This window comes from Streptomyces xiamenensis, from assembly GCF_000993785.3.
GTDB classification, from domain to species: domain Bacteria; phylum Actinomycetota; class Actinomycetes; order Streptomycetales; family Streptomycetaceae; genus Streptomyces; species Streptomyces xiamenensis.
Genome location: NZ_CP009922.3, coordinates 1,006,828 through 1,032,996, shown reverse-complemented (window position 1 = coordinate 1,032,996; position 26,169 = coordinate 1,006,828). Strand labels below are relative to the sequence as shown.

General features: G+C 70.5%; 21 protein-coding genes and 1 tRNA gene. 16 read left to right on the top strand and 6 right to left on the bottom strand.

The window, feature by feature from the left end; translation table 11 throughout:
* Positions 1-9 precede the first annotated feature (9 nt).
* On the top strand, positions 10-759 hold the full coding sequence (locus SXIM_RS04625) for a cupin domain-containing protein (protein ID WP_030734092.1): 750 nt from the start codon (positions 10-12) through the stop codon (positions 757-759).
* Between the two features lie 140 nt (positions 760-899).
* Here the strand turns inward: SXIM_RS04625 and SXIM_RS04620 are convergent, their stop codons facing one another.
* Both SXIM_RS04620 and SXIM_RS04615 read right to left on the bottom strand, forming a co-directional pair.
* Positions 900-1,679: a hypothetical protein gene (locus SXIM_RS04620; protein WP_030734089.1), complete on the bottom strand. Its 780-nt coding sequence runs from the start codon at positions 1,677-1,679 to the stop codon at positions 900-902.
* Positions 1,680-1,798: 119 nt separating this feature from the next.
* Positions 1,799-1,871: transfer RNA gene (locus tag SXIM_RS04615), tRNA-Leu, on the bottom strand.
* 101 nt (positions 1,872-1,972) lie between these two features.
* On the opposite strand from SXIM_RS04615, the gene SXIM_RS04610 reads away from it, so the two are divergent.
* The 6 genes from SXIM_RS04610 to SXIM_RS04585 all read left to right on the top strand — a co-directional run bounded on the left by SXIM_RS04610 (position 1,973) and on the right by SXIM_RS04585 (position 8,143).
* On the top strand, positions 1,973-2,638 hold the full coding sequence (locus SXIM_RS04610) for an ANTAR domain-containing response regulator (RefSeq protein WP_030734086.1): 666 nt from the start codon (positions 1,973-1,975) through the stop codon (positions 2,636-2,638).
* Between the two features lie 273 nt (positions 2,639-2,911).
* Entirely contained in the window at positions 2,912-4,096 is a 1,185-nt protein-coding gene (locus SXIM_RS04605; protein ID WP_030734083.1) for a branched-chain amino acid ABC transporter substrate-binding protein, read from the top strand.
* Positions 4,097-4,196: 100 nt separating this feature from the next.
* On the top strand, positions 4,197-5,120 hold the full coding sequence (locus tag SXIM_RS04600; RefSeq protein WP_030734803.1) for a branched-chain amino acid ABC transporter permease: 924 nt from the start codon (positions 4,197-4,199) through the stop codon (positions 5,118-5,120).
* The gene (locus SXIM_RS04595; RefSeq protein WP_046723016.1) at positions 5,117-6,460 is read left to right on the top strand and encodes a branched-chain amino acid ABC transporter permease; all 1,344 of its coding nucleotides are present in this window, start codon (positions 5,117-5,119) and stop codon (positions 6,458-6,460) included. Before SXIM_RS04600 ends, SXIM_RS04595 begins: the two co-directional genes overlap by 4 nt.
* Positions 6,460-7,365: an ABC transporter ATP-binding protein gene (locus SXIM_RS04590; protein WP_030734078.1), complete on the top strand. Its 906-nt coding sequence runs from the start codon at positions 6,460-6,462 to the stop codon at positions 7,363-7,365. Before SXIM_RS04595 ends, SXIM_RS04590 begins: the two co-directional genes overlap by 1 nt.
* 7 nt (positions 7,366-7,372) lie before the next feature.
* Positions 7,373-8,143 carry an ABC transporter ATP-binding protein gene (locus SXIM_RS04585; protein WP_030734075.1) on the top strand — a complete coding sequence of 257 codons (771 nt, stop codon included), beginning with the start codon at positions 7,373-7,375 and terminating at the stop codon, positions 8,141-8,143.
* Positions 8,144-8,180: 37 nt separating this feature from the next.
* Here SXIM_RS04585 and SXIM_RS04580 read toward each other — a convergent pair whose 3' ends face one another.
* Together SXIM_RS04580 and SXIM_RS04575 are read right to left on the bottom strand one after the other, a co-directional pair.
* Positions 8,181-8,678: a PaaI family thioesterase gene (locus SXIM_RS04580; protein WP_030734072.1), complete on the bottom strand. Its 498-nt coding sequence runs from the start codon at positions 8,676-8,678 to the stop codon at positions 8,181-8,183.
* Positions 8,679-8,757: 79 nt separating this feature from the next.
* Positions 8,758-11,049: an FdhF/YdeP family oxidoreductase gene (locus SXIM_RS04575; protein ID WP_046723015.1), complete on the bottom strand. Its 2,292-nt coding sequence runs from the start codon at positions 11,047-11,049 to the stop codon at positions 8,758-8,760.
* Positions 11,050-11,213: 164 nt separating this feature from the next.
* Here SXIM_RS04575 and polA point away from each other — a divergent pair, with 164 nt between their 5' ends.
* The 5 genes from polA to coaE all read left to right on the top strand — a co-directional run bounded on the left by polA (position 11,214) and on the right by coaE (position 19,280).
* The gene (gene polA / locus SXIM_RS04570; protein ID WP_046723014.1) at positions 11,214-13,922 is read left to right on the top strand and encodes a DNA polymerase I; all 2,709 of its coding nucleotides are present in this window, start codon (positions 11,214-11,216) and stop codon (positions 13,920-13,922) included.
* A gap of 257 nt (positions 13,923-14,179) precedes the next feature.
* Complete coding sequence (locus SXIM_RS04565) at positions 14,180-15,619, top strand: lytic transglycosylase domain-containing protein (RefSeq protein ID WP_246156831.1); 1,440 nt, start codon at positions 14,180-14,182, stop codon at positions 15,617-15,619.
* 396 nt (positions 15,620-16,015) lie between these two features.
* Positions 16,016-17,524 (top strand): 30S ribosomal protein S1, encoded by a 1,509-nt coding sequence (gene rpsA, locus SXIM_RS04560; protein ID WP_030734059.1) that lies wholly within the window; start codon positions 16,016-16,018, stop codon positions 17,522-17,524.
* A 194-nt stretch (positions 17,525-17,718) separates the two neighbouring features.
* Complete coding sequence (locus SXIM_RS04555) at positions 17,719-18,669, top strand: proteasome assembly chaperone family protein (RefSeq protein ID WP_030734056.1); 951 nt, start codon at positions 17,719-17,721, stop codon at positions 18,667-18,669.
* A gap of 14 nt (positions 18,670-18,683) precedes the next feature.
* On the top strand, positions 18,684-19,280 hold the full coding sequence (gene coaE, locus SXIM_RS04550) for a dephospho-CoA kinase (RefSeq protein WP_030734053.1): 597 nt from the start codon (positions 18,684-18,686) through the stop codon (positions 19,278-19,280).
* Between the two features lie 80 nt (positions 19,281-19,360).
* Here the strand turns inward: coaE and SXIM_RS04545 are convergent, their stop codons facing one another.
* Complete coding sequence (locus tag SXIM_RS04545; RefSeq protein WP_234306904.1) at positions 19,361-20,614, bottom strand: FUSC family protein; 1,254 nt, start codon at positions 20,612-20,614, stop codon at positions 19,361-19,363.
* An 82-nt stretch (positions 20,615-20,696) separates the two neighbouring features.
* Between SXIM_RS04545 and SXIM_RS04540 the strand changes: the two genes are divergently transcribed.
* Positions 20,697-21,836, top strand: a complete 1,140-nt coding sequence (locus SXIM_RS04540) for a glutathione-independent formaldehyde dehydrogenase (RefSeq protein ID WP_030734048.1) — start codon at positions 20,697-20,699, stop codon at positions 21,834-21,836.
* 142 nt (positions 21,837-21,978) lie between these two features.
* Positions 21,979-22,857: an SAM-dependent methyltransferase gene (locus SXIM_RS04535; RefSeq protein ID WP_046723013.1), complete on the top strand. Its 879-nt coding sequence runs from the start codon at positions 21,979-21,981 to the stop codon at positions 22,855-22,857.
* Here the strand turns inward: SXIM_RS04535 and SXIM_RS04530 are convergent.
* Positions 22,850-23,833: a zinc-dependent alcohol dehydrogenase family protein gene (locus SXIM_RS04530; RefSeq protein ID WP_046723012.1), complete on the bottom strand. Its 984-nt coding sequence runs from the start codon at positions 23,831-23,833 to the stop codon at positions 22,850-22,852. The two genes, SXIM_RS04535 and SXIM_RS04530, sit on opposite strands and share 8 nt — an antisense overlap.
* A 127-nt stretch (positions 23,834-23,960) precedes the next feature.
* Between SXIM_RS04530 and SXIM_RS04525 the strand changes: the two genes are divergently transcribed.
* Positions 23,961-25,235 (top strand): VWA domain-containing protein, encoded by a 1,275-nt coding sequence (locus SXIM_RS04525; RefSeq protein ID WP_046723010.1) that lies wholly within the window; start codon positions 23,961-23,963, stop codon positions 25,233-25,235.
* Positions 25,235-26,065: a hypothetical protein gene (locus SXIM_RS04520; RefSeq protein WP_053116081.1), complete on the top strand. Its 831-nt coding sequence runs from the start codon at positions 25,235-25,237 to the stop codon at positions 26,063-26,065. Before SXIM_RS04525 ends, SXIM_RS04520 begins: the two co-directional genes overlap by 1 nt.
* Positions 26,066-26,169: the final 104 nt, after the last annotated feature.

The following is a 26,169-nucleotide window of genomic DNA, read 5'->3' as shown; positions in this document are numbered from 1 at the left end:
ACGGCACACATGACCACCCTGCACAACCCCCTCCCCGGCGCCGTCGGCGTCTCCCACATCTCCGCCTACGACTGGCTCGCGGCGGACGGAGCCTGCGGCGGCAGCCCCCACATGCACCTCGCCTGCACCGAGGCCTACGTGGTGACCGCGGGGGAGGGGGCGGTGCAGACCCTCACACCGGACGGCTACACGGAAACCCCGCTGCACCCCGGCGTCATCGCCTGGTTCACCCCCGGCACCGTCCACCGGATGATCAACGGCGACGGCGCCCTGCGGGTCACCGTCCTCATGCAGAACAGCGGCCTCCCCGAGGCGGGCGACGCCGTCTTCACCTTCCCGCCGGAGATCCTCGCCGACGCCGAACGGTACGCGGCCGCCGCCGCGCTGCCCGGCAAGGAGGGCCCGGCCGTGGCAACGGCGGCCCGGGCCCGCCGGGACCTGGCCATCGCGGGGTACGAGGTGCTGCGCACGGCCCTGCGGGACGGGGACACCGCCCCACTGGAAGCCTTCCACCGCGCGGCGGCGCGACTGGTGGCGCCGAAGGTCGCCGAATGGCACACCCGCTGGCAGGACGGGGCGCTGGCCGCCGCGCGCAGGACGGAGGAACACCTCAAGGCACTGGCCGAGGCGGACCCCACCCACCTCGCGGAGGCGCGGATCACCACGAGCACCCCCACCAGGGCCGCCGGCTACGGCATGTGCGGCCGCCGCCAGGAGTACGAGATCCCGGGCACGACGCTGCCGTACTACGGGGAGTAGGCAAGCGAGTACGCTCGCGCCAATGAGGCATGCGAACTGGCAGAAACTGCGCAACGAGGTCATGAGCCGCCCCGGAGCGGGGGTCGCCTACGAGGCGGCCCGCCGCCGGTACGAGCGGGAGGAGGCTGCCCGTGAGGCACTCAATACTTCGCCCCGACGTGAGCATCCATGAGCGCCACGGACTCCTTGCGAGCCACAGAAACGTTGAACGGGTCAGCGCCGCGCGCCAGGATCGTCCACCGGACGCCAACCATGCGCAGGGCTTCGGTGAACAGGGCCCGGATGTCGTCGGACTTGTTGCTGAAGAAGTAACGCGGGTACTCATACCGTTTCCGCTCCCCGCCAACGACCTTGGTCGTCCAGTTGACGATCCGGCAGCCATCGGAGTGGATGAGCCCCCGGATGAACTCCCAAGGGTGCGCTTCAACGATGTCCTGCTGCCAGGCTTCGAGAGCGACGCGTCGCCGGTACTTCTTGCCGGGGCCGTGCTGAGGGAAAAGGCATGTCCAGTGCCTGGTGAAGGACTTCACTTCGGTGCAGCCGGTCAGCTGGCGCCGCCGGACTCGGGGCAGCGGCATGACTGCTCGCATGGCGTCTTCCGCTGCCGTGATCAGCCCCGGCCATGAGTCACAGCAGAAGATCGACAGGTGGTGTTGCTTCGGCTTGGAGACGATGTGGCCATCGCCGAGATAGAGCCCGAGTACGTAGCTGTATGCCCTGCGGTCGAAGTCACGCGGACAGCATCGTGGGCAATCATGAGTGCGTTCGATCGTGATCCCCAGCGCCCGCCGCTCTTCGTGGCGCCACCAGCTGATGGTGCCGTGTGGGACGTTGAGTCGATTGGACACTTCGGCGTAAGAAGCGCCCTGCCTGATCATGGCGAGGGCATGTGAGCGGATCGCATATCCGTGCTGTTCCATGGGGTGATGCTGGCCCGCACCAAATCGCTCCGGGGCATCCGCTGGGATGTTCACCCGAATGTGTGCGATGGTCCACGGTGAAGAACCAACGATCCTGCACCTTGGAATCGAAGGTAATGTGCCCCGGGTGGGATTCGAACCCACGCTGTATGCTGTTTGAGAGCACTGCCTCTTCCGCTGGGCTACCGGGGCGCCCTGCGAAGTGAAGGCTACCGGAAACCCGCCGTGCCTCAAACTTATCCCGGATAGGTAGTCTCGTGGGTGCCCCCTTCTGGCAGGAAACGAGGAGCATCGTGAGCACCCCCGAGGTCCCCGACGAGCCCACTGGCACCGACACCGGCACCGGCGCGGGAAGCGCGCATGTGCCGCCGCTGACCACCCGTGTCGTCATCGCCGAGGACGAGGCCCTGATCCGGCTGGATCTCAAAGAGATGCTGGAGGAGGAGGGGTACTCCGTCGTCGGTGAGGCCGGTGACGGTGAGCGGGCCGTTGAGCTGGCGCGGGAGCTGGCGCCGGATCTGGTCATCCTCGATGTGAAGATGCCGGTCATGGACGGCATCTCCGCCGCCGAGAAGATCGCCGGGGAGGGCATCGCCCCGGTGCTGATGCTGACCGCCTTCTCGCAGCGCGACCTGGTGGAGCGGGCGCGGGACGCCGGCGCCATGGCGTACCTGGTGAAGCCGTTCAGCAAGAGCGATGTGATCCCGGCCATCGAGATCGCGGTGTCCCGTTTCACCGAGCTGAAGACGCTCACCCAGGAGGTCGCCGACCTGGCGCAGCGGCTGGAGACCCGGAAGCTGGTGGACCGGGCGAAGAGTGTGCTGCAGACGCAGTACGGGCTGTCCGAGCCGGCGGCGTTCCGGTGGATTCAGAAGACGTCGATGGACCGGCGGTTGTCGATGCATCAGGTGGCGGAGGCCGTGATTCAGGACGCCGAGGAGAAGAAGCAGCGCAAGTAGGTTTGAGCTGAGGGTGGATGGGGAAGCCGGGCAAATTTTGCCCGGCTTCCCCATGTTGTTGCTCCTTCGGGGGTGGCGTCATGGGTTGGCTGGAATGTTCGCTCAGCGGTAAGCAGTGTTCTGTTTCCGACGCGTGACGCACATCACGAGGCGGTCACATCTGTGTCGGCTGTCTATCTGCGCCGTATACCTGGGCAATAGATTCCGCACACGCCATGCGGATGTCGTAGGGCGTTCATATAGATCTTGTGGCTGCCTCCAGGGGGTTTCCTCGTGCTCAACAGATCCATCGTGAAGCTGGCGATACCTGTCGCCATCGGCGCGCTCGCGCTCACCGCGTGCGGCAGCGACGATGGCGGCAGTGACGGCGGCGGTGGCGGAGGCGGCGGCGGTACGACGTACAAGATCGCCTTTCAGGGGCCGCTCTCCGGCAAGAACGTCGCCCTGGGCGAGAACATGCAGAACGGTATCCAGCTGGCCATCGACGAGGCGAACGCCTCGGGCGACTACGACTTCACCCTGGAGTACGTGGCCACGGACGACCGCGGTGAGCCGGGTCAGTCCTCGGCCGCGGCGCAGCTGGTCATCGACGATTCCGATGTGATCGCCGCGATCGGCCCCGCGTTCTCGGGCCCGGCCGAGGTGGCGGCGCCGCTGTACGGCGAGGCCGGCCTGCTGGCCGCCTCCTCGTCGGCGACGAACCCGACGCTGACCGAGCAGGGTTTCCCGACGTTCCTGCGGGCCGTTCCCAATGACAACGCGCAGGGCGCGGGCATGGCGCAGTTCCTGGCGGCGCAGGACGGCGTGGAGAAGGTCATCGTCGTCGACGACGTGTCGCCGTACGGTGAGGGCCTTTCCGATGTCGCGGTGGAATCGCTGACGGAGCTGGGCATTGAGGTGGAGCGCGCGAGTGTTCCGGCCGACACCCCGGACTACAGCGGTGCCGCGCGCAACGTGGTGCAGTCCGGTGCGGACGCCATGATCTACGCGGGTTACTACGAGGCGCTCGGTCCGTTCGCGGTCAGCCTGGAGTCGGCCGGTTTCGACGGCATCGGCGTCTCGGGCGACGGCAGCAATGACGTGCAGTTCATCTCGCTGGCGGGTTCGGCCTCGGACCAGTGGTACCTGACATGCCCGTGCACGGACGCCACGGCCGAGGCGGCGACGGTCGACTTCGCCGAGCGGTACCAGACGGCGTTCAACCAGCCGCCGGGTACGTACTCGGCCGAGTCGTACGACGTGGCGCAGATGATCATCGGCGCGATCGCGGAGCTGGGTGCGGACGCGAACCGTGAGTCGGTGTACCAGGCGGTCGCGACCGGTTCGTACGAGGGGCTGACGAAGACCTTCGAGTTCGACGAGACGGGTGAGTTCACGAACGATGCCATCTTCATCTACCAGGTGGAGGGTGACGGCATCGAGTACCTGGGGCCGATCGAGGAGTTGACCGGCGGCTGATTCGGCGGGATTCCGTCGCTTTCCCAGTCTCTTGGCGGGGCGCGGTGTTCTCATCGCGCCCCGCTCGCTTTGTCTCCGTTCCCACAAGGAAGTCAGCTCCATGTCCCTCCAGGATTTCTGGGACGTTCTCGTCCTCGGGGTGGTGCTCGGCTCGCTCTATGCCGTCATCGCCATTGGTTACACCCTTGTTTACGGTGTTCTTCAGCTTCTCAACTTCGCGCACAGCGAAGTGTTCATGTCCGGCGGTTTCGGCGGACTCATCATTTTGACGATCGTGGTTCCGGCCGCCGATCCCAGTGGGATCCAGTCGGTGGGTTATGTGCTGCTCGGCATCGCGGCGGGGGCGTTGATCGGTGGCGGTGTGGCGTTCGGTCTGGAACGGGTGGCGTATCGCCCGTTGCGCCGACGGGGCGCGCCGCGGCTGGTGTTCCTGATCACCGCGATCGGTGCGTCGTTTTTCATCTACAACCTGGCGGGGAAGGTGTTCGGCCGCAACGCGGCGCGGATGCCGACGATGTACGAGAACAAGACGCTGTTCACGCTGTTCGGCACGCCGATCAATGTGACGCAGGCGCTGGTGGTCGCGTCGGCGGTGCTGATGCTGATCCTGGTGGACTTCGTGGTGAATCGCACCAAGCTGGGGTCGGGTATCCGGGCGGTGGCGCAGGACCCGGAGGTCGCGTCGCTGATGGGGGTGAACATCGACCGCGTGGTGTCGCGGACCTTCGTGCTGGGCGGCCTGATGGGTGGTGTGGCCGGCTTCCTGTACGGGACGACGACGCAGGTCTGGTACACGATGGGCTTCCTGCCGGGCATCACGGCGTTCGCCGCGGCGGTGCTGGGGGGTATCGGCAATGTGCGCGGGGCGATGCTCGGTGGTCTGCTGCTGGGCGTGGTTGAGGCCATGACGGTGGAGATCTGGGGCGATTCCTGGCGTTACGTCGGGGCGTTCGCGGTGTTGGTGGCGGTGCTGATGTTCCGTCCGACCGGAATTCTGGGCGAGCGGGTGGCGAGGACGGCATGAGCACGGTGAAGGAAACGAAGGGCAGGGGTTCCGGCGGGGAGCGGATGCCCTCCGCCGCGAAGCTGCGGCAGGTGCGCTGGTATCAGGAGCCGCGCTGGAAGCGGCTGGGTGCGCTGCTGGTGCTGGCGGTGGTCGGCGCGCAGGTGACCGGGGTGCAGGGCACCTCGACGGACATCTTCTACGCGCTGGGGGAGAACTTCACCGGTTCCGGGATCTGGATCTGGCTGGCGCTGTGCGTGGGTGTGTGGCTGATCCGGGAGTTCCTGAGCGCGCCGGTGAACGGCGCCTGGACGTCATTGCGGGACCAGGTCTCGCCGCCGGTGGCGCGGGTGCGCGGGGTGTGGCAGGGCGATCCGCGGCTGCGGTACGGCGGCGGGGGTGTGCTGCTGATCGTTCTGATCGCGCTGCCGTTGTGGGTGTCGACGTACTGGCAGCAGGTGATGGTGGACCAGATCGCCATCTTCGTGCTGCTGGCGATCGGCCTGAACGTGGTGATCGGCTGGGCGGGCATGCTGGATCTGGGCTTTGTGGCGTTCTTCGCCATCGGGGCCTACTCCGCCGCGTACTGGACGGGTTCGCTGCCGGTCGAGCCGCCGATGGTGCTGAACACCTTTCTGGTGATCCCGATCGCGATCGTGACGTGTCTGCTGGCGGGGGTGCTCCTGGGGGCACCGACGCTGCGGCTGCGGGGTGACTATCTGGCGATCGTGACGCTGGGCTTCCACGAGATCGTGTACCTGGCGGCCCGTAACTGGACGGATTTCACCGGTGGTTCGCGCGGTGCGCGGATGTCGGAGCGGTTCGTGATCGATCTGGGGTTCTGGCGTTTCGAGTGGGGTCTGGACCCGAAGCCGTACTACTGGCTGCTGCTCGGTTTCATCGTGGTGATCATCTTCCTGTTCCTGCGGCTCGAGCACTCGCGGGTGGGCCGGGCCTGGACGGCGATCCGCGAGGACGAGGTGGCGGCGGCCGCGACCGGTGTGAACACGGTGCGGATGAAGCTGCTGGCGTTCGGCATCGGGGCGTCGACCTCGGGTGTGGCCGGGGTGGTGTACGCGAGCAAGGTGGCGTACATCTCGCCGGAGAACTTCGTGCTGCTGATGTCGATCCTGGTTCTGGCGTACGTCATCTTCGGTGGCATGGGCTCGGTGCCGGGTGTGCTCGCGGGAGCGGCGCTGCTGGTGTGGCTGCCGGAGTTCCTGCGCGATTCGGTGGATCCGCAGGACCGTTTCATGTATCTGGGCGCGCTGCTGGTGATCATGATGATCTACCGGCCGCAGGGTCTGCTGCCGTCCAAGCGCAGACAGCGTGAGCTCCAGCTGGCGGAGGTGAAGGCGTGATGGCCGCGGCGGAGCGGATCCAGGAGACGCGGCCCGAGGTGGCCGCGGAGAATGTGCTGGAGGTTTCGGGTGTCACCCTGCGGTTCGGGGGGCTGACGAGCCTGAACGATGTGGCGCTGTCGATGGGCCGCGGGGAGATCCTGGCGATCATCGGGCCGAACGGCGCGGGCAAGACGTCGTTCTTCAACTCGCTGACCGGCGCGTACATCCCGCAGGAGGGTTCGATCGGCTTTCTGCCGCGCGGCGGCGGCCGGCACGAGTTGCGGGGCTGCAAGCCGCATCTGGTGTCGCGGCGCGGGGTGTCGCGCACGTTCCAGAACATCCGGCTGTTCGGGGCGCTGACGGCGCTGGAGAACGTGAAGATCGCGGTCGAGACGCGGCAGAAGACGGATGCCCTGTCGATCATGCTGGGGCTGCCGCACGCCCGGCGTGCGGAGCGGGAGAGCGACCGGCGCGCGCACGAGGTGCTGTCGTTCGTGGGTCTGGAGGGCCGGCTGAACGAGCTGGCGTCCTCGTTGAGTTACGGCGAGCAGCGGCGTTTGGAGATCGCACGGGGGCTGGCGACCGATCCGGAGCTGTTGCTGCTGGATGAGCCGGCGGCGGGTACGAACCCGACCGAGAAGCGGGATCTGGAGGATCTGATCCGCCGGATCAACACCGATCTGGGCGTGAGCGTGCTGCTGATCGAGCACGACATGCGGCTGGTGATGTCGGTGGCGGACCGGGTGGTGGTGCTGAACTTCGGCAAGAAGATCGCCGAGGGCACGCCGGCGCAGGTGCAGCGGGATCCGGCCGTGATCGAGGCGTATCTGGGCGCGTCGGCGGAGGAGGACGCGGCGGCGGTGGCCGATGTGGTGGCCGCGCAGGCGGAGTCCGAGGGCGATGTGGCCGAGGGTGAGAGGTGAAGGGCGCATGAGTACGCAGCTGGAGAAGGACCCCGCGGGGGGTCCCACGACGGACGCACCGGCGCCGGCGCTGCTTGAGCTGCGCGATCTGCATGTGTTCTACGGTGCGATCGAGGCGCTCAAGGGTGTCGAGCTGACGGTGGCCGAGGGTGAGGTCGTCGCCCTGCTGGGCGCGAACGGCGCGGGTAAGTCGACGACGCTGAAGACCGCCTCGGGGATGCTGAAGCCGCGTTCGGGTGAGGTGGTGCTGCGCGGGGAGCGGGTGGACGGCATCCCCTCGCACGAGCTGGTGAAGTTCGGCATCGGCCATGTGCCGGAGGGCCGGCGGGTGTTCGCCCGGATGACGGTGCTGGAGAACCTGCAGATGGGCGCGTACCGGCTGCGCCGCCCCGATCCGGCGGACCTGGACCGGGTGTTCACGCTGTTCCCGCGGCTGGCGGAGCGCCGCAAGCAGGTGGCGGGGACGCTGTCCGGCGGTGAGCAGCAGATGCTGGCGATCGGGCGGGCCCTGATGGGCAAGCCGGAGCTGCTGCTGCTGGACGAGCCGTCGATGGGTCTGGCGCCGCTGATCGTGCAGCAGATCTTCGACATCCTGCGGGAGATCAACGAGCAGGGCACGACGCTGCTGCTGGTGGAGCAGAACGCCTCGCAGGCGCTGCAACTGGCCGACCGCGGCTATGTGCTGGAGACGGGTGCGGTGGTGATGTCGGACGAGGCGTCCGAGCTGTTGTCGCACCCGCGGGTGCGGGCGGCGTATCTGGGGGAGGCCGCCGAGTAGCGGCCGCCCCCCGATGCGCCGGGCCCCGCCTTCCCGTTCAGTGGGAGGCGGGGCCCGCGGCGTCCGCGTTGCCGTGGGGTGCGGCGGGGCGCAGGGCGCAGGTGAGGCGTGCGGTGCACACCCGCTTGCCGCTGTCGTCGGTGATGACGATCTCGTAGGTGGCCGAGGTGCGTCCGGCGTGCACGGGGGCGGCGGTGCCGGTGATGATGCCCGAGCGTACGGCGCGGTGGTGGGTGCAGTTGAGGTCGACGCCGACGGCGATCTTCTGCGGGCCGCCGTGCAGCATGGCGCCGACCGAGCCGAGGGTTTCGGCGAGTACGGCGGAGGCGCCGCCGTGCAGCAGCCCGTAGGGCTGGGTGTTGCCCTCCACGGGGAGGGTGCCGACGACCTTGGCGGGGGCGGCCTCCAGGACGCGCACGCCCATGCGTTCCCCGAGGGCGCCGGCGGAGAACAGCCGGGGCAGGTCGAAGCCCAGGCCGGCCCACTGCTCGATGGTCTCGTGCGGGAACCGGGTGCTGGTGGTCTGGTCGGTCATGGCGGTACGGCTCCGATCGTGCGTCGCTTGTGGCGCGTGGGTCGTGACATGACGGGACGGTGGTCCGTACAGCGTTGTATCAGGTGGCGTCGGGGCCGGTGGGGGTGAGGCGGACGATGAGGGATTTGCTGGTGGGGGTGTTGGACTTGTCGGCGGTGGAGTCGAGCGGGACGAGCACGTTGGTCTCGGGGTAGTACGCGGCGGCGCAGCCGGGCGCGGTGGGGTAGTGCACGACGCGGAAGCCGGGGGCGACGCGTTCGCTGCCGTCGGTCCACTCGCTGGTGAGGTCGGCGTAGGAGCCGTCGGGCAGGCCCAGGCGCTGTGCGTCCTCGGGGTGGACGAAGACGACGCGGCGGCCGTTCTTGATGCCGCGGTAGCGGTCGTCGAGGCCGTAGATGGTGGTGTTGTACTGGTCGTGCGAGCGCAGCGTCTGGAGCAGCAGCCGGCCTTCGGGGACGTGGGGCCAGGTGAGCGGTTCGGCGGTGAAGTTGGCCTTGCCGGTGGCGGTGGGGAAGGTGCGGCTGTCGCGGGGCGGGTGCGGGAGGGCGAAGCCGCCGGGCCGGGCGACCTTGGTGTTGAAGTCGGTGAACCCGGGGACCACGCGGGCGACGGCGTCGCGGATGCGGCCGTAGTCGGCGGCGAACTCCTCCCAGGGGGTGCTGCTTCCGGGACCCAGGACGCGGCGGGCGAGGTCGCACAGGATGGCGGTCTCGGAGCGCAGCTGGGGTCCCGCGGGGGCGAGCCGGCCGCGGGAGGCGTGCACCATGCCCATGGAGTCCTCGACGGTGACGAACTGTTCGTCGCCCCCGGGGGAGCGGTCGCGTTCGGTGCGGCCGAGGGTGGGGAGGATGAGGGCGCGGCGGCCGGTGACGCAGTGCGAGCGGTTGAGCTTGGTGGAGATCTGCACGGTGAGCCGGGCCCGGGTGAGGGCGGCCTCGGTGAGGTCGGAGTCGGGGGTGGCGGAGACGAAGTTGCCGCCGACGGCGAAGAACACCTTGACGCGGTCGTCGCGCAGCGCGCGGATGGTGTCGACGACGTCGAGGCCGTGCTCGCGCGGCGGTGTGAAGCCGAATTCGCGTTCGAGGGCGTCCAGGAGCTGCGGGGTGGGGCGTTCGACGATGCCCATGGTGCGGTCGCCCTGGACGTTGCTGTGGCCGCGCACGGGGCACACGCCGGCGCCCGGCCGGCCGATGTTGCCGCGCAGCAGGAGGAAGTTGACGATCTCCTGGATGGCGGGCACCGAGTTCTTGTGCTGGGTCAGGCCCATGGCCCAGCACACGATGATGCTGCGTGAGGCGAGGATCATCTCCAGGGCGGACTCGATGGCCTCGCGGGTGAGCCCGGTGGCCTCCAGGGTCTCGTCCCAGGTGGCGGTGCGGGCGGCGGTGGCGAAGTCCTGGAAGCCGTGGGTGTGGTCGCGGATGAACGCGTCGTCGGTGGCGCCGTCGCGTTCCAGCAGCAGTTTGTTCAGCAGCCGGAACAGGGCCTGGTCGCCGCCGATCCGGATCTGCAGGAAGAGGTCGGTGAGGCTGGTGCCGGGGCCGGCCAGGCCGCGCGGGGTCTGCGGGTTGTGGAAGTTCTGCATGCCCGCCTCGGGCAGCGGGTTGATCGTCATGATCTTGGTGCCGGCGCGCTTGGCGCCCTCCAGGGCGGTCAGCATCCGCGGGTGGTTGGTGCCCGGGTTCTGTCCGGCGACGATGATCAGGTCGGCCTTTTCGAGATCCTCCAGCAGCACGCTGCCCTTGCCCACGCCGATGGTGTCGCCCAGGGCGTAACCGGAGGACTCGTGGCACATGTTGGAGCAGTCCGGCAGGTTGTTGGTGCCGAACTCGCGGGCGAACAGCTGGTAGACGAACGCGGCCTCGTTGCTGGTGCGGCCCGAGGTGTAGAAGGCGGCCTCGTCGGGCGAGTCCAGCGCCTTCAGCTCGTCGGCGATCAGGTCCAGGGCGGCGTTCCAGCCGATCGGGGTGTAGTGGGTGGCGCCCTCGGCGAGGTACATCGGCTCGGTGAGCCGGCCCTGCTGCCCGAGCCAGTACCCGGAGCGCTCGCGCAGTTCGGCCACCGGGTGCTCCGCGAAGAAGGCGCGGGTGACCCGCCGCAGGGTGGCTTCCTCGGCCACGGCCTTGGCGCCGTTCTCGCAGAACTCGGCGGTGTGGGTCTTGCCCGGCTCCGGCCAGGCGCAGCCGGGGCAGTCGAAGCCGTTCGGCTGGTTGACGCGCAGCAGAGTGAGCGCGGTGCGCCGTATCCCCATCTGCTGCTGGGCGGCGCGCAGGGCGTGGGTGATCGCCGGCAGGCCGACGGCGGATTCCTTCGGGGCGCTGACCTCCGGGGCGTCCTGGACCGGATCGGAGGCGGGCGGCTTGGCAGACATGGGGCGGCTCCCTTGACCTTGACGGCGGGTGACGGCTCGGTACGGGGTCGGACATGATCGTGCCATGCCGGGCGGCGGCGGGCACCGTGCGGGGCCGCGCGGGGTGCACAGGGCGGATGTCGTCGCAGGCGGGGACTGTCAGTGGTCCGTGGGAGGATCGCTGTGTGGCTGAGAACGCATCGCAAACCGAGACGACCCCGGCGCCGCGCCTGCTCCTGCTGGACGGGCACTCGCTGGCGTACCGCGCGTTTTTCGCGCTGCCCGCGGAGAACTTCACGACGGCCGTGGGGCAACCGACGAACGCGATCTACGGCTTTGCCTCCATGCTGGCGAACACCCTGCGTGATGAGCAGCCCACGCATCTGGCGGTGGCGTTCGATGTCTCGCGCAAGACCTGGCGCTCGGACCGTTACGACGGTTACAAGGCGACCCGTTCGGCGTCCCCCGACGAGTTCAAGGGGCAGGTGGAGCTGATCGGGGAGCTGCTGGACACGATGCGGGTGCGCCGGTTCGCGGTCGACGGTTTCGAGGCCGACGACGTGATCGCCACCCTTGCGACCAGGGCGGCCGACGAGGGTTTCCACGTGTCGATCGTCACCGGTGACCGGGACTGCTTCCAGCTGGTGAGCGACCGGGTCACGGTGCTGTATCCGACGAAGGGCGTCTCGGAGCTGACCCGGTTCACCCCGGAGAAGGTCGAGGAGCGGTACGGGCTGACCCCGGCCCGCTACCCGGACTTCGCGGCCCTGCGCGGCGACCCGTCCGACAACCTGCCCGGCATCCCGGGGGTGGGGGAGAAGACGGCGGCCAAGTGGATCCACCAGTTCGGTTCGCTGGACGAGCTGCTGGAGCGGGCGGATGAGGTGAAGGGGAAGGCCGGCGCCAATCTGCGCGAGCACCTGGACTCGGTCCGGCTGAACCGGGAGCTGACCGAGCTGGTGCGGGACATGGAGCTGGAGTGCGGCCCGGTGGACCTGGTGCGCTCGCCCTATGACCGCGAGGCCATGACGGTCCTGCTGGACGTCCTGGAGTTCCGCAACCCCAGCCTGCGGGAGCGGCTGTTCGCGGTGGACCCGGGCGCCGAGGGCGAGGAGACGGTGCTCGCCGAGGGCGTCACCGTGGAGGGCACGCTGCCGGCGGCCGGCGAGCTGGGGGCCTGGCTTGCCGAGCACGGCGGGCAGCGGCTGGGTGTGGCCACCCTGGACGACTGGAAGCTGGGCGCGGGCGCGGTGCGCGCCGTGGCGCTGGCGACCGGTGAGGGGCCCGCGCTCTGGTTCGACCCGGCCGCTGTCGACGCCGACGACGAGCGGGCGTTCGCCGCCTGGCTGGCCGACGCCGACCGCCCGAAGGTGGTGCACGGCGCCAAGGGCCTGCTGCGGGTGTTCGCCGAGCACGGCTGGGGCCTGGCCGGGGTCGGTATGGACACCGCGCTCGCCGCCTACCTGGTGCAGCCGGGGCGCCGCTCCTTCGCGCTGGACGCGCTGAGCGTGGAGTTCCTGGGCCGGGAGCTGGACAAGCCGGAGGACGACGGCGGCCAGCTGGCGTTCGGCGCCGACGACGAGGCCGAGGCCTACAACCTGATGCGCCAGGCGCGCACCGTGCTGGACCTGGGCGCGGCCTTCGAGGGCCGGCTCACCGAGGTCGGCGCCGCCGGGCTGCTGCACGATCTGGAGCTGCCGGTCTCCGCGCTGCTCGCCCGCATGGAACGGTCCGGCATCGCCGCCGACCGGGCCCATCTGGAGCGCATGGAGCAGCGGTTCGCCGCCGCCGTGCAGCAGGCGGTGACCGAGGCGCACGCCTCGGTGGGCCACGAGTTCAACCTCGGGTCGCCCAAGCAGCTCCAGGAGGTTCTCTTCGGCGAGCTGGGCCTGCCGAAGACGAAGAAGACCAAGACCGGCTTCACCACGGACGCCGACGCCCTCGCGTGGCTGGCGGGGCAGACCGAGCACGACCTGCCGGTGATCATGCTGCGCCACCGGGAGCAGGCGAAGCTGCGCACCACGGTGGAGGGGCTGATCAAGACGATCGCCTCGGACGGCAGGATTCACACGACCTTCCAGCAGACGGTGGCGGCCACCGGCCGGCTGTCCTCCACCGACCCCAACCTGCAGAACATCCCGGTCCGTACGGACGAGGGGCGCGCCATCCGCGGCGGCTTCGTGGTCGGCGAGGGCTTCGAGACGCTGCTGACCGCCGACTACAGCCAGATCGAACTGCGGGTGATGGCCCATCTGTCGGAGGACGCCGGGCTGATCGAGGCCTTCACCTCCGGGGAGGACCTGCACACCACGGTGGCCTCGCAGGTCTTCGGCGTCGGCAAGGACGCCGTGGACGCGGAGATGCGCCGCAAGATCAAGGCGATGAGCTACGGCCTGGCGTACGGGCTCTCTGCCTTCGGGCTCTCCCAGCAGCTGTCGATCAGCCCCGACGAGGCGCGGAAGCTGATGGACACCTACTTCGAACGCTTCGGCGGGGTACGGGACTACCTCCAGCGCGTGGTGGACGAGGCGCGGGCCACCGGGTACACCGAGACGGTGCTGGGCCGCCGCCGCTATCTGCCGGACCTCACCAGCTCCAACCGGCAGCGCCGCGAGATGGCCGAGCGGATGGCGCTGAACGCCCCGATCCAGGGCACCGCGGCGGACATCGTGAAGATCGCGATGCTGCGGGTGGACGAGGCCCTCACGGAGCAGCGGCTGACCTCGCGGATGCTGCTCCAGGTCCACGACGAAATCGTGCTGGAGGTCGCGCCGGGCGAACACGAGGCGGTGGAGGCCCTCGTGCGTGAACAGATGCCGAACGCGGTCAGCCTGCGGGCGCCGCTGGATGTCTCGGTCGGCTGGGGCCCGACGTGGGAGGCGGCCGCCCACTGAGCGGGGCAGGGGAGAGGCCACGGGACGGGGCTGTACCGGCGGGATGCCGGTGCGGCCCCGCCCGTGCGTTGGTGCGCTCCCGGCGCCTCCGGCGGGCGGTGGCCCGGCCGCACCCGGGCGGGAAACCCCAAGTTCCTCAAAGTGTCACGGGGTTGGGACAGATGCGCAGGGTCGGACGCCTGCGGGCAGGGATGTTCGCACGTATCGTAATGTCGAACTCGTCGATGGGGACTTGGCGTGATCGGGAGGGGACGCGTGTGACGTTGCGCATCGGGAAGATCCGCAGGGGGATATCCGGCTCGGCCGTGGCGGCGGTCGCCATGGCCGCGCTGACCGCCTCCCAGGCGTCCGAGGTGCTGGGCGCCGAGCCTGCGGCCGAGCAGGACCCGAGGGAGAACACCGCACAGGGGGAGCCGGAGTACGCGCAGGAACATCTCGGCCTGCCCTATCACACCGATCTTCCGCCACTGCTTCCGATCGGCCCGGCGGAGCCGCCCCTGGACCTCGGGTACGACCCGGACGGTGAGGGCGAGGCGGGCGGCGGTGGCGGCCTCGCCGGAGCCGCGGAGGCCGGGATCCCGGCGACCGTCCTGGACGCGTACCGGCAGGCCGAGGCCGCGGTGGCACACTCCACCCCCGGTTGCGGACTGGACTGGCAGGTCCTGGCGGCGATCGGCAAGGTCGAGTCCGGCCATGCGAGCGGCGGCCGGGTGGACGCCGACGGCAACACCCTCAACCGGATCACCGGACCACAGCTCAACGGCAACGGCTTCGCCCGGATCCTGGACACCGACGGCGGACGCTGGGACGGCGACCCGGTCTTCGACCGGGCGGTGGGGCCGATGCAGTTCATCCCCTCCACCTGGGCGATGTGGGGCGCGGACGGCAACGGGGACGGCGTCAAGGACCCCAACAACGTCTACGACGCGGCCCTGGCGGCCGGGAACTACCTGTGCGCCGGCGGTCGCGACCTGACCACCGAGGACGGCCTCAACCGCGCGCTGCTCAGCTACAACCACTCGTGGGACTACGTCCGCACGGTGCGCTCCTGGCTCGACTTCTACTACGAGGGCACCCACGAGGTCCCGGACGGTACGGGGCAGCTGCCCACCAGTCCCGGCCCCGGCAAGCCCTCGGACGGCGGAGGGGACGCCGGGCGGGAGCAGAACGCGGAGCGCGAGCCGCAGGCCCCCGGTGCGGAGGAGGGGAAGCGGCCGTCCGGCGAGAAGCCCACCGCCCCGAAGCCCGCGGACCCCGTCGAGGGTGGCATCAAGCCCATCGACCCGCCTCCGGCCCCGGACCCGAGCGACCCACCCGGGGAGGACCCGGACACCGAGGACCCGGACACCGAGGACCCGGATCCGGAGAACCCCGAGGAGCCGGGCGAGCAGCCCGAGTGCCCCGTGGACCCGGACGAGGAGGAGCCCGGCGAGGACTCCGGCACCGAGGACGGCGCGCAGGAGAGCGAGGACGCCTCTCCCGGCACGGACGGAACCGGTGACGCGGACGGCGAAGGCAGCGAGGACGACGGGGAGGAGTCCGAGGGGTCCGAGGACCCCGAGGGGATCGAGGGCTGCGACGACGACGAGGAGACCGACGAGGACGGGGACGAGGACGCCGGCGACGAGGAGGGGGATGCCTCGCAGGGCGAGGACCCCGTGACACAGAGCGCCGCTACGCTCACCCGCCGCGTCTGATCCACCCCCACCACGCACGGCGCGTCCGGGCCACCGAGGCCCCGGGCGCGCCGTTTGCGTACGATCGGCGGCGCGCCACGCCCGGCGGGAGGGTGATGTACGTCCCGCCCGACCCGTGAACTGCCGGTTTTGGCTGGATATCGCATGGCGTGGGGCGAACCACGCATTGACCCTGCCCGGATGCGCCCGTATGCTATAAGACGCGCTGCGGGCCTGTGCGCCTCGGACGGAGCAGGCCGCGCTCGCATCTGTTGTATGTCCCCTCGGTTTTCGGGGCGCTTCCGGAAGGTGACTTCTGGAGAGCGCTTCTCAGGCTGTCCGGCTTCGGCAGTGCGATACGGGCCCCATGCGTAGCAGTGCCTACGACACCCTGTCCGTACCGGAGCCCTTTACCACATGACGAGCAGCACCGAGACCACCGTGACCACCCCGCAGGTTGCGGTCAACGACATCGGTTCCGAGGAAGACTTCCTCGCCGCGATCGACGAGACGATCAAGTATTTCAACGACGGCGACATCGTCGACGGCGTCATCGTGAAGGTCGACCGGGACGAGGTCCTGCTCGACATCGGCTACAAGACGGAAGGGGTCATCCCCTCCCGCGAGCTGTCGATCAAGCACGACGTGGACCCCAACGAGGTCGTGGCCGTCGGTGACGAGATCGAGGCCCTTGTTCTCCAGAAGGAGGACAAGGAAGGCCGTCTGATCCTGTCCAAGAAGCGCGCGCAGTACGAGCGTGCCTGGGGCACCATCGAGAAGATCAAGGACGAGGACGGCATCGTCACCGGTACCGTCATCGAGGTCGTCAAGGGTGGTCTCATCCTCGACATCGGCCTCCGTGGCTTCCTGCCGGCGTCCCTGGTCGAGATGCGTCGTGTCCGCGACCTCCAGCCGTACGTCGGCAAGGAGCTCGAGGCCAAGATCATCGAGCTGGACAAGAACCGCAACAACGTGGTCCTGTCCCGCCGCGCCTGGCTGGAGCAGACCCAGAGCGAGGTCCGCCAGACCTTCCTCACCACCCTCCAGAAGGGTCAGGTGCGCTCCGGCGTCGTCTCCTCCATCGTCAACTTCGGTGCCTTCGTGGACCTGGGCGGCGTGGACGGTCTGGTCCACGTCTCCGAGCTGTCCTGGAAGCACATCGACCACCCGTCGGAGGTCGTGGAGGTCGGTCAGGAGGTCACCGTCGAGGTCCTCGACGTCGACATGGACCGCGAGCGCGTCTCCCTGTCGCTGAAGGCGACCCAGGAAGACCCGTGGCAGCAGTTCGCCCGCACCCACCAGATCGGCCAGGTCGTTCCGGGTAAGGTCACCAAGCTGGTGCCCTTCGGTGCGTTCGTCCGCGTCGACGAGGGCATCGAGGGTCTGGTCCACATCTCCGAGCTGGCCGAGCGCCACGTGGAGATCCCGGAGCAGGTCGTCCAGGTCAACGACGAGATCTTCGTCAAGGTCATCGACATCGACCTGGAGCGCCGCCGCATCAGCCTCTCGCTGAAGCAGGCCAACGAGAACTTCGGCCCGGACCCGCTGGCCGTCGAGTTCGACCCGACCCTGTACGGCATGGCCGCGTCCTACGACGACCAGGGCAACTACATCTACCCCGAGGGCTTCGACCCCGAGGCCAACGACTGGCTGGAGGGGTACGACAAGCAGCGCGAGGAGTGGGAGCGCCAGTACGCGGAGGCGCAGACCCGCTTCGAGCAGCACCAGGCGCAGGTCGTCAAGTCCCGCGAGGCGGACGCCCAGGCCGAGGCCGAGGCGGCGGGTGCCGGTGTTCCGGCTCCGCAGTCCGGCAGCGGCGGCGGCGGGGGTTCCTACTCCTCCGAGGGCGCTGAGGACACCGGCGCGCTGGCTTCCGACGAGGCGCTGGCGGCGCTCCGCGAGAAGCTGGCCGGCGGCCAGAGCTGAACGCTCACCGCTGATCCCGCCGACTGAGGTGGGCTGACTCCGTCAGGGCCCGCACCCCATCAGGGGTGCGGGCCCTGACGCGTGTCCGGAACGGGGCGGGGCCCGGCGGTACAAGCGGGCGGGAACGGGAATGCCTTGCTGTCACGGGGCGTTCTGCACTGTGCACGCAAGACGGCGGAAGGGGTGCGGTGACGGTGCGGGATCCGCAGGAGTTGTACACATGGGACGCTCGTGGTCTCCGGGTGGCCGAGCAGAGCGCGGACGGAGTGGGTGGCGCCGGGCCGGTGCTCATCCACCAGTTCGACGGCTTCATCGACGCGGGGGAGACCGGAACGCAGCTGATCGAGCAACTGCTGGACGGCCGCCCCTACACCACGGTGGCCCGGTTCGACCACGACCGGTTGATCGACTACCGGGCGCGGCGCCCCGCGATGACGTTCCGGCGCGACCGCTGGACGGCGTACGAGACACCGTCCCTGGAACTGCGTCTGGTGCACGACGACACGCATCAGCCGTTCCTGGTGCTGTCGGGCCCGGAGCCCGACGTGGAGTGGGAGCTCTTCGCGGCCGCCGTGCGGCAGATCGTGGAGCGGCTGCGGGTACGGCTCGCGGTGACCTTCCACGGCATCCCGATGGGGGTGCCGCACACCCGGCCGGTGGGGCTGACGCCGCACGGCAACCGTACGGATCTGCTGCCCGGGCACCGGGGCATGTTCGACGAGGCGCAGGTGCCGGGGAGCGCGGCGGCGCTGGTCGAGCTGCGGCTGGCCGAGGCCGGGCACGATGTGCTGGGGGTCGCGGCCCACGTACCGCACTACATCGCGCGCTCGCGCTACCCGGACGCGGCGCTGGTGGTGCTGGAGGCGGTCACCGGGGCGACGGGCCTGGTGCTGCCGCAGGTGGCGCACGCGCTGCGCAACCGGGCGCTGAAGACCCAGAACGAGATCGAGCGGGAGCTCGCCGAGGGCGACTCCGAGCTGGTGGCGGTGGTACGCGGCCTGGAGCAGCAGTACGACGCGCTGGCGGGGGCGGCGACGCGCGGCTCGCTGGTGGCGGAGCCGGCCGAACTGCCGTCCGCCGACGAACTGGGCGAGGTCTTCGAGCGGTTCCTGGCCGAGCGGGAGCAGGGGGACGGCGACCGGTGACGTAGCCTGCGGGCATGCTGAGCGTGGGACTGACCGGCGGGATCGGGGCGGGCAAGAGCGAGGCCGTGCGGCTGCTGGCCGCGCACGGCGCGGTGATCGTGGACTCGGACCGGATCGCGCGGGAGGTGGTGGCGCCCGGCACACCGGGGCTGGCGGCGGTGGTCGAGGAGTTCGGGCCCGGAGTGCTGGCGGCCGACGGGACGCTGGACCGGCCGGGTCTTGGCCGCGTCGTCTTCGCCGACCGGGAGCGTCTGGCGGCACTCAACGCGATCGTGCATCCGCTGGTCGCGCGGCGCTCGGCGCAGTTGCAGGCGGAGGCCCCCGAGGACGCGGTGGTGGTGCACGACGTGCCGCTGCTGACCGAGAACGGGCTGGCGGACCGGTACGACCTGGTGGTGGTCGTGGATGCGGCGCCCGAGGTGCAGCGGGATCGGCTGGTGCGGCTGCGGGGGATGAGCGAGGAGGACGCCCGGGCCCGGATGGCGGCCCAGGCCGGCCGCGAGGAGCGGCTGGCGATCGCCGATGTGGTGCTGCACAACGACGGCACCCGGGAGGACCTGGCGGAGCAGGTCGACCGGCTGTGGGAGCGGATCGGCGGCGGGCGGGGATGAACCGGGGCGGGTCCCGGTGGGTGTCCGGGCGTGGTGCCCGTACCCGGTGAGTTTGCCGGGGCCCGGAGCGTCCCGGGGACTCACTCGGAACGTTTGATCCGGATTCTGGCCTTGCGGCGCAGTCGCCGCATCCGGTCGCTGCGCTCCCGCGAGTAGCGGTCCAGCTCCTCCATCACCCGCAGGGACCGCTTCTCCACGTCCAGCTCGTCGAGCATCCGGTCCGCCTCGGCCAGCATCGAGCCGTGGAACTGCCACTGCCGGGGATGCTCCTGCACCCCCGCGAGCATCAGCCGTGCCAGCCGCTCCCGGCTGGCACGGCTGGCCTCCAGCTGCTTCATGAGGTTGTCCTCCGCCTCCTCCGCGGCGGCGTTCACCTGGCTGGTGATGAGTGTGGCGAAGCTGTCCACGGCGCTCGCCAGGTGCGCGAGCAGATCGCGCAGCGCCGGGCCCACGTCCGGGGGGACCAGGGGCTCGCCGGTGCGCCGGGCGGCGATGTCCGTCTGCGAGCGGGACATGGTGCGCAGGATGACGGCGCAGACCTCCAGGGTGTCCAGGCCGGTGCGCAGCACGATCCTGGTCAGCAGGCCCTCCTTCACCCGCGGGTTCAGCCGCAGGCTCTCCTCGGCCTGCCGCAGTGAGGCGTCCACGTACGTGATGTCCTGGTCGAGCTGCCGGGCCTCGTCCAGCTTCTGCTCCGCGCGGGTGACGGACAGCCGCTGGGTCTCCGACTGTTCCGCCAGCCGCAGCAGCAGATCGCGCATCCGGGCCGCGAGGTCCTCGATGTCCTCGCCCGCGGTCTGCACCCACACCGGTGGCACGAAGATCACGTTGAACAGCAGCCCGACCACCGCGCCGATCAGGGTCTCGGCGACCCGGTCCCAGGCGGTCTCGGCGACCTGCGCGACGCCGAGCACCAGCATGGCGCTGATGGCCACCTCGGGGACGAACTCGCTCACCCGCACCACGTGCCCCACGGACAGCGCGCAGAGGATGAGCAGTCCCAGGCTCCACCAGCTGAGTCCGACGATGGCGCTGAAACCGGCCGCCACGACGACGCCGACCACCACGGAGGTCACCCGGCGGATGCCGCTGGTGATGGTGGCGTACAGGGTGACCTGGACGACGAGCAGGGCGGTGAGCGGGGCGAGCAGCGGAGCGCTGACGTTGGTGAGCCACAGCGCGGCGAGGTAGGCGAGGGTGGCGGCGGCGGTGGAGCGCAGCGTCTGGGCGACGACCGGCTCCCGGCCGCCGCGCTTGGCGAGGTCGACGACTTGCTCGGACAGATCGGGCACGCTGCCGCCCTTCTGGTGCTTCTTCCCGCCGCTCACACCCATGTGGCTGGACCAGATACCACACCTTAATATGACAAAAAGGATGGCAGCCATTGGTCGGGGGCCACACAGCAGGGAGGACCCAGTGAAGGCGGTTGTGTATCAGGAGCCTTTCTCCGTCGAGGTCAAGGACGTCGAGGACGCCCGAATACAGGCGCCGAACGACGCCATCGTCCGGGTGACGACGGCGGCGATCTGCGGGTCCGACCTCCATATGTACGAGGGCAGGACGGGCGCCGAGCCGGGCATCGTCTTCGGCCACGAGAACATGGGCATCGTCGAGGAGGTGGGATCCGGCGTCACCACCGTCAAGAAGGGCGACCGGGTCGTGATGCCGTTCAACGTGGCCTGCGGCTTCTGCAAGAACTGCCTGGCCGGGAGGACCGGCTTCTGTCTGACGGTCAACAAGGGGTTCGCGGGCGGCGCGTACGGCTATGTGTCGATGGGGCCCTACATGGGCGGCCAGGCCGAGTACCTGCGGGTGCCGTACGCCGACTTCAACTGTCTCCAGCTGCCGATGGGGGAGGAGCACGAGGACGACTTCGCACTGCTCGCGGACATCTTCCCCACCGGCTACCACGCCGCCGAGATGGCACAGGTGTCCCCGGGGGAGTCGGTGTGCGTCTTCGGCGCGGGGCCGGTGGGCCTGATGGCGGCCTACTCGTCGATCCTGCGCGGCGCCGCCCAGGTGTTCGTGGTGGACCGCCAGCCCGACCGGCTGCGGCTCGCGGAACGGATCGGTGCCGTCCCCATCGACTTCGGTCAGGGCGATCCGGTCGAGCAGATCAAGGACCGCACCGGGGGCGAGGGCACCGACAAGGGCATCGACGCGGTCGGCTACCAGGCCACGGTGCGCGAGGGCGACGAGCAGCCGGCGGTGGTGCTCAACACACTGATCGAGTGCGTGCGGCCCACCGGGATGCTCGGCGTCGTCGGCCTGTACGTCCCGGCCGACCCCGGCGGCCCCTCGGAGAGCGCCAAGCACGGAGAACTGCTCTTCAAGATGGGCCGCTTCTTCGAGAAGGGCCTGCGGATGGGCACCGGCCAAGCCAATGTGAAGGCGTACAACCGGCAGCTGCGGGACATGATCGTCGCCGGCCGGGCCACCCCGAGTTTCCTGGTCTCCCACCGGCTGCCGCTGAGCGAGGCCCCCGACGCCTACCAGCACTTCGACCAGCGGGACGACGGCTGGACCAAGGTCCTTCTCAAGCCGGCCATGGCCTGAACGGACGCCCGACGTCAACCTGCTCGCCGCACCTTCCACCGTGCGGGTGAATCGGGATGCGGCGGGCACTGGGGCGGGCGGCGTGCGGGCAGGTTCCGGTCGGCGAGCAGGGCTGCCGCCGACCGGAAGGGGGAGCGAGACGATGCCGGAGACCACGGACACCGGGCTGCCGGGGGCGCCGACACCGCAGGCGGTGGGGGAGTTCTACGACGCGAACAACCGGGCGATCACCGAGATCTACGGTGGCAGCATGCACTACGGGTACTGGCTGGGCCCGGACGACACCAGCGACTTCGCCACCGCCGGGCAGCGCCTCACCGACCTCCTGATCGGCCGGCTGGGCGCCGGGCCCGGGGACGAGGTGCTCGACCTGGGCTGCGGCACCGGCGGGCCCGGCGTGCGGCTGGCACGGGCGACCGGCGCGCGGGTCACCGGCGTGTCCATCAGCGCCGGGGACGTCGCCCTGGCCGGGGCCCGGGCGGAGGCCGAAGGGGTGGCGGGACAGGTCCGCTTCGAGCTGGCCGACGCCATGGAACTGCCCTACCGGGACGCCTCCTTCGACGCCGTGCTCGCCTTCGAGTCCATCGTCCACCTCCCCGACCGGGGCCGGGCCCTGCGGGAGATCGCCCGGGTGCTGCGCCCCGGCGGCCGGCTGGTCCTCACCGACCTGGTGGAGCGCGGCGCCCAGGAGGAGGACGAGCACAAACGGCGCGCGGTCGCCGAGATGCTGGCGATCTGGCGGGCCGCCCCGATGACGCGCGCCGAGGACTACCCCGGTTTCGCCCGGGACGCCGGACTGGTGATCGACGAGATCGCCGACATCACCGAACACACCAAGTACACCGCCGCCCACATCTACACCGGCACCCGCGACCATCTGCGGCGGCACGGCGAACTCCCGCCGGACCTGGCCCGCATCCACGCGATGGGCGAGCACGTCGACTGGGCGGAGTTCACCGCGGCCGAGCAGAGCGACGGCATGATCATCGTGGTGGCGCACCGCCCGCACACCGTCACATGAGCAGCACGGCCGCGCCGTTCACCCGGTCCGCCGCCAGGTCCTCCAGTGCGCGGTCGGCCTCCGCGAAGGGATAGGGGGTGACGGTCGTGCGCACGGAGTGGGCCTGCGCCGAGGCGAGGAAGGTCCGGCCGTCCTCGCGGGTGTTGGAGGTGACGCTGCGCAGCGTGCGTTCGTGGAAGAGGTGGCGCTCGTAGTCCAGGGCGGGGATGGGGGAGAGGTGGATGCCGGCGACGCTCAGGGTGCCGCCCGCGTCCAGCGCCGCCAGGGCGGTGGGGACCAGGTCGCCGACCGGGGCGAACAGGATCGCCGCGTCCAGGGGTTCGGGCGGGGTGTCCTGGGCGCCGGCGGCCGAGGCGGCGCCCAGCTCCAGGGCCAGCCGCCGGGCCTCGGCCGAGCGGGTGAGCACATGCACCGTGGCGCCCTCGGCCATGGCCACCTGCGCGGTCAGATGTGCGGAGCCGCCGAAGCCGTAGATGCCCAGTCGTCCGCCCGGCGGCAGTTCGGCGCGGCGCAGCGCGCGGAACCCGATGATGCCCGCGCACAGCAGCGGCGCCAGTTCGGCGTCGGAGTAGCCGCCGGGCAGTGAGTAGGCGTACGCGGCCGGGACGGTGGTGTACTCCGCGTAGCCGCCGTCCGCGTCCCAGCCGGTGTAGCGCGAGTGCGGGCACAGATTCTCCCGTCCGTGCCGGCAGAAGCGGCAGTGCCCGCAGGTGTGGCGCAGCCACGGGACGCCCACCCGGGAGCCGACCGGATGGCCCTGGGCGCGCGGTCCGGCGGCGACGACCTCGCCGACCACCTCGTGCCCGGGGACCACCGGTGACCGGTGCGGCGGCAGGTCCCCGTCCCGCACGTGCAGATCGGTGCGGCACACCCCGCAGGCCCGCACCTGTACCAGCAGTTCGTCCTCGGCCGGGTGCGGCACCGGGAGTTCGGCCGCCTCCAGGCGGCCGGGGGTCCGTACCGTCCAGGCGCGCATCGTCGCGGGCACCGTTCCGGGGTTATCGGCAGTCATGTCCGACAAGGTAGTGGTGCCGGTGGTGCATTGGCCGGGAGGCGACCCGCTCGTTTTGAGATGCACACCTGACGGTCAATAGGATCCGCCAATGATCATAAGAAAGTGGTCGGTTGCCCTGAGCGGGCTGCTGACCGTCCTGATGGCGGGCGCGTTCGCGCCCAGCGCCCTCGCCGATGGTGTGGCGCGCGAGGGCGAGCCACCGCCCCGAGTGGAACTGGTCCTCGATGTCAGCGGTTCCATGAAAGAACGCGACATGGCCGGCGGGCAGTCGCGGATCGCGGCGGCCCAGCAGGCGTTCAACGAGGTGCTCGACGCGATGCCGGAGGAGGTGCACCTCGGCATCCGCACCCTGGGCGCCGGCAACCCCGGCGACGACAAGGTCGCCGGGTGTCTCGACAGCGACCAGCTGTACCCCGTGGGGCCGGTGGACCGTCTCGAGGCCAAGACCGCGGTGGCCACGCTGCGCCCCACCACCGGTTTCACCCCGATCGGCCTCGCGCTGCGCGAGGCCGACAACGACCTCGGCGACGACCCCGGCACCCGCCGGATCGTGCTCATCACCGACGGCGAGGACTCCTGCGGCCAGCCCGACCCCTGCGTGGTCGCCCGTGAACTGGCGGCCAGCGGCACCCACCTGGTCATCGACACCCTCGGCCTGACCCTGGACGACGCCGTGCGCGAGCAGCTCAGCTGCATCGCCGAGGCCACCGGCGGGACGTACACCGCCGTCCAGGACGCCGACCAGCTCGCCGACCGGATCGGGCAACTCGTCCGCCGCGCGGATGTGCCGGTGGAGAACCCGGCCGCCGTCGAGGGCGCCACCGTGTGCGCCGACGCGCCGCTGCTGGGCGCCGGGGTCTACATCGACCGCGCCGAGTTCGGCGAGCCCCGCTGGTACCGGGTGCCGGTGCGCCCCGGCCAGGAACTGCGGGCCTCCGTGAGCGTGGCCGCCGACCGGGCGATGGACCCCGACCACGGGGTGCTGCTGCGCGCGGTGAGCGAGGACGGCCAGGAGCTGACCCGTGGCACCGGCGCCGGACACGGCCGTACCGATGTGATGTCCACCGGGCTGCGCTACCCGCTGCCCGAACCGGAGGAGGGCGACTCCTCCACCGCCGTCGCCGTGTGCCTGAAGGTCTCCAACTCCTTCTCCGTCCCCGAGGGCCAGCCCCGTACCCCCGGCCTGCCGGTGGAGCTGTCCGTCGACGTGGTGTCGGGACCCGACAACCCCTCGGACGTCGCGGCCTTCGGCCTCGCCCGGGGCTGGGTGCCGCTGTTGCTGCTGACCGTCGTCGGCCTGGTCGCCGGCGTGCTGTGGGGCCTGCTGGTCCGCATGGGGATCGCACTGGGGAGGGCCCACTGATGCGACAGGGACTGCGACGTACGATCCAGGGCGCGGCACTGCTGCCGCTCGTGGGGCTGCTGCTCACCGGCGCCGGAACGGGCACGGCCGCCGCCGAGGACCAGGCGGCCCCCGGCGAGGCGGGCACCAACTTCCGTACCGCCACCGTCATCGACCAGGACGAGAGTGCCACCGCCACGGCCTCGACCGGCGACTACCTGTACTGGACCTTCCCGGCCGGTGCCGGGCAGACCGCCACCGCCGAGGCCACCGTCACCCTGCCGGACCCGGCGGCGCGCAGCGGCCCGGTCACCTGGCAGCTGGACGTGTACGACGGGCTGCGCCGCCGGCAGGCCTGCACCGAGGGGCAGCAGACGGTGACCGCGGCGGAGAGCGCCGCCTCGCTGACCTTGAGCTGCACCCTGCGCCCGGTGAAGGCGTGGTCGGAGCCGTGGGCGGACGACCCGCTGCCCGGCGCCTACTACCTGCGGCTGACCGTCGTCGAGCTGCCCGAGCGTGACCTGGGCCTCGGCGTCTCCACGCAGGTGCAGGTCAGCGCCGTGGAGTCGGGTGGCGCGCGGGCGAGCGGCGGAGAGCTGTCCGAGCCGCTGATCCCGATGGCCAGGGCCGGTTCGATCGTCGACCTGGAGGCCGACCCGGACGCCGAGGACAGCGGTGACGACGACACGGCCAGCGGCGTGCGGCCGGTGGCGGTCAGCGAGCCCGAGTCCGGCTGGATGGGCTCGTGGTGGACCGATCGCTGGGTGTGGACGGCGGCCGGCGGCGTGCTGGGCGCGATCGCCGGCGTGGCCGGCTATGTGCTGATCCGGCCGCGGCACCGGGAGAGCTGACCCGCGCGGGCGTGATGAGGCGAGGGACCGGCCGCCGGGGCACGACAGCCCCGGCGGCCGGTCCCGTTCCCGGCCGGACGTCGTCACCCCCGCCGGTGCCCGCA

What these genes read in the sequence shown, in the direction of transcription:
- SXIM_RS04525 (WP_046723010.1), top strand. Translation starts at nt 23,961, where the DNA reads ATGATCATAAGAAAGTGGTCGGTTGCCCTGAGCGGGCTGCTGACCGTC.
- SXIM_RS04620 (WP_030734089.1), bottom strand. Translation starts at nt 1,679, where the DNA reads ATGGAACAGCACGGATATGCGATCCGCTCACATGCCCTCGCCATGATC.
- SXIM_RS04600 (WP_030734803.1), top strand. Translation starts at nt 4,197, where the DNA reads ATGTCCCTCCAGGATTTCTGGGACGTTCTCGTCCTCGGGGTGGTGCTC.
- SXIM_RS04575 (WP_046723015.1), bottom strand. Translation starts at nt 11,049, where the DNA reads ATGTCTGCCAAGCCGCCCGCCTCCGATCCGGTCCAGGACGCCCCGGAG.
- SXIM_RS04580 (WP_030734072.1), bottom strand. Translation starts at nt 8,678, where the DNA reads ATGACCGACCAGACCACCAGCACCCGGTTCCCGCACGAGACCATCGAG.
- SXIM_RS04535 (WP_046723013.1), top strand. Translation starts at nt 21,979, where the DNA reads ATGCCGGAGACCACGGACACCGGGCTGCCGGGGGCGCCGACACCGCAG.
- SXIM_RS04545 (WP_234306904.1), bottom strand. Translation starts at nt 20,614, where the DNA reads ATGGGTGTGAGCGGCGGGAAGAAGCACCAGAAGGGCGGCAGCGTGCCC.
- SXIM_RS04595 (WP_046723016.1), top strand. Translation starts at nt 5,117, where the DNA reads ATGAGCACGGTGAAGGAAACGAAGGGCAGGGGTTCCGGCGGGGAGCGG.
- SXIM_RS04625 (WP_030734092.1), top strand. Translation starts at nt 10, where the DNA reads ATGACCACCCTGCACAACCCCCTCCCCGGCGCCGTCGGCGTCTCCCAC.
- rpsA (WP_030734059.1), top strand. Translation starts at nt 16,016, where the DNA reads ATGACGAGCAGCACCGAGACCACCGTGACCACCCCGCAGGTTGCGGTC.
- coaE (WP_030734053.1), top strand. Translation starts at nt 18,684, where the DNA reads ATGCTGAGCGTGGGACTGACCGGCGGGATCGGGGCGGGCAAGAGCGAG.
- SXIM_RS04520 (WP_053116081.1), top strand. Translation starts at nt 25,235, where the DNA reads ATGCGACAGGGACTGCGACGTACGATCCAGGGCGCGGCACTGCTGCCG.
- SXIM_RS04590 (WP_030734078.1), top strand. Translation starts at nt 6,460, where the DNA reads ATGGCCGCGGCGGAGCGGATCCAGGAGACGCGGCCCGAGGTGGCCGCG.
- SXIM_RS04585 (WP_030734075.1), top strand. Translation starts at nt 7,373, where the DNA reads ATGAGTACGCAGCTGGAGAAGGACCCCGCGGGGGGTCCCACGACGGAC.
- SXIM_RS04530 (WP_046723012.1), bottom strand. Translation starts at nt 23,833, where the DNA reads ATGCGCGCCTGGACGGTACGGACCCCCGGCCGCCTGGAGGCGGCCGAA.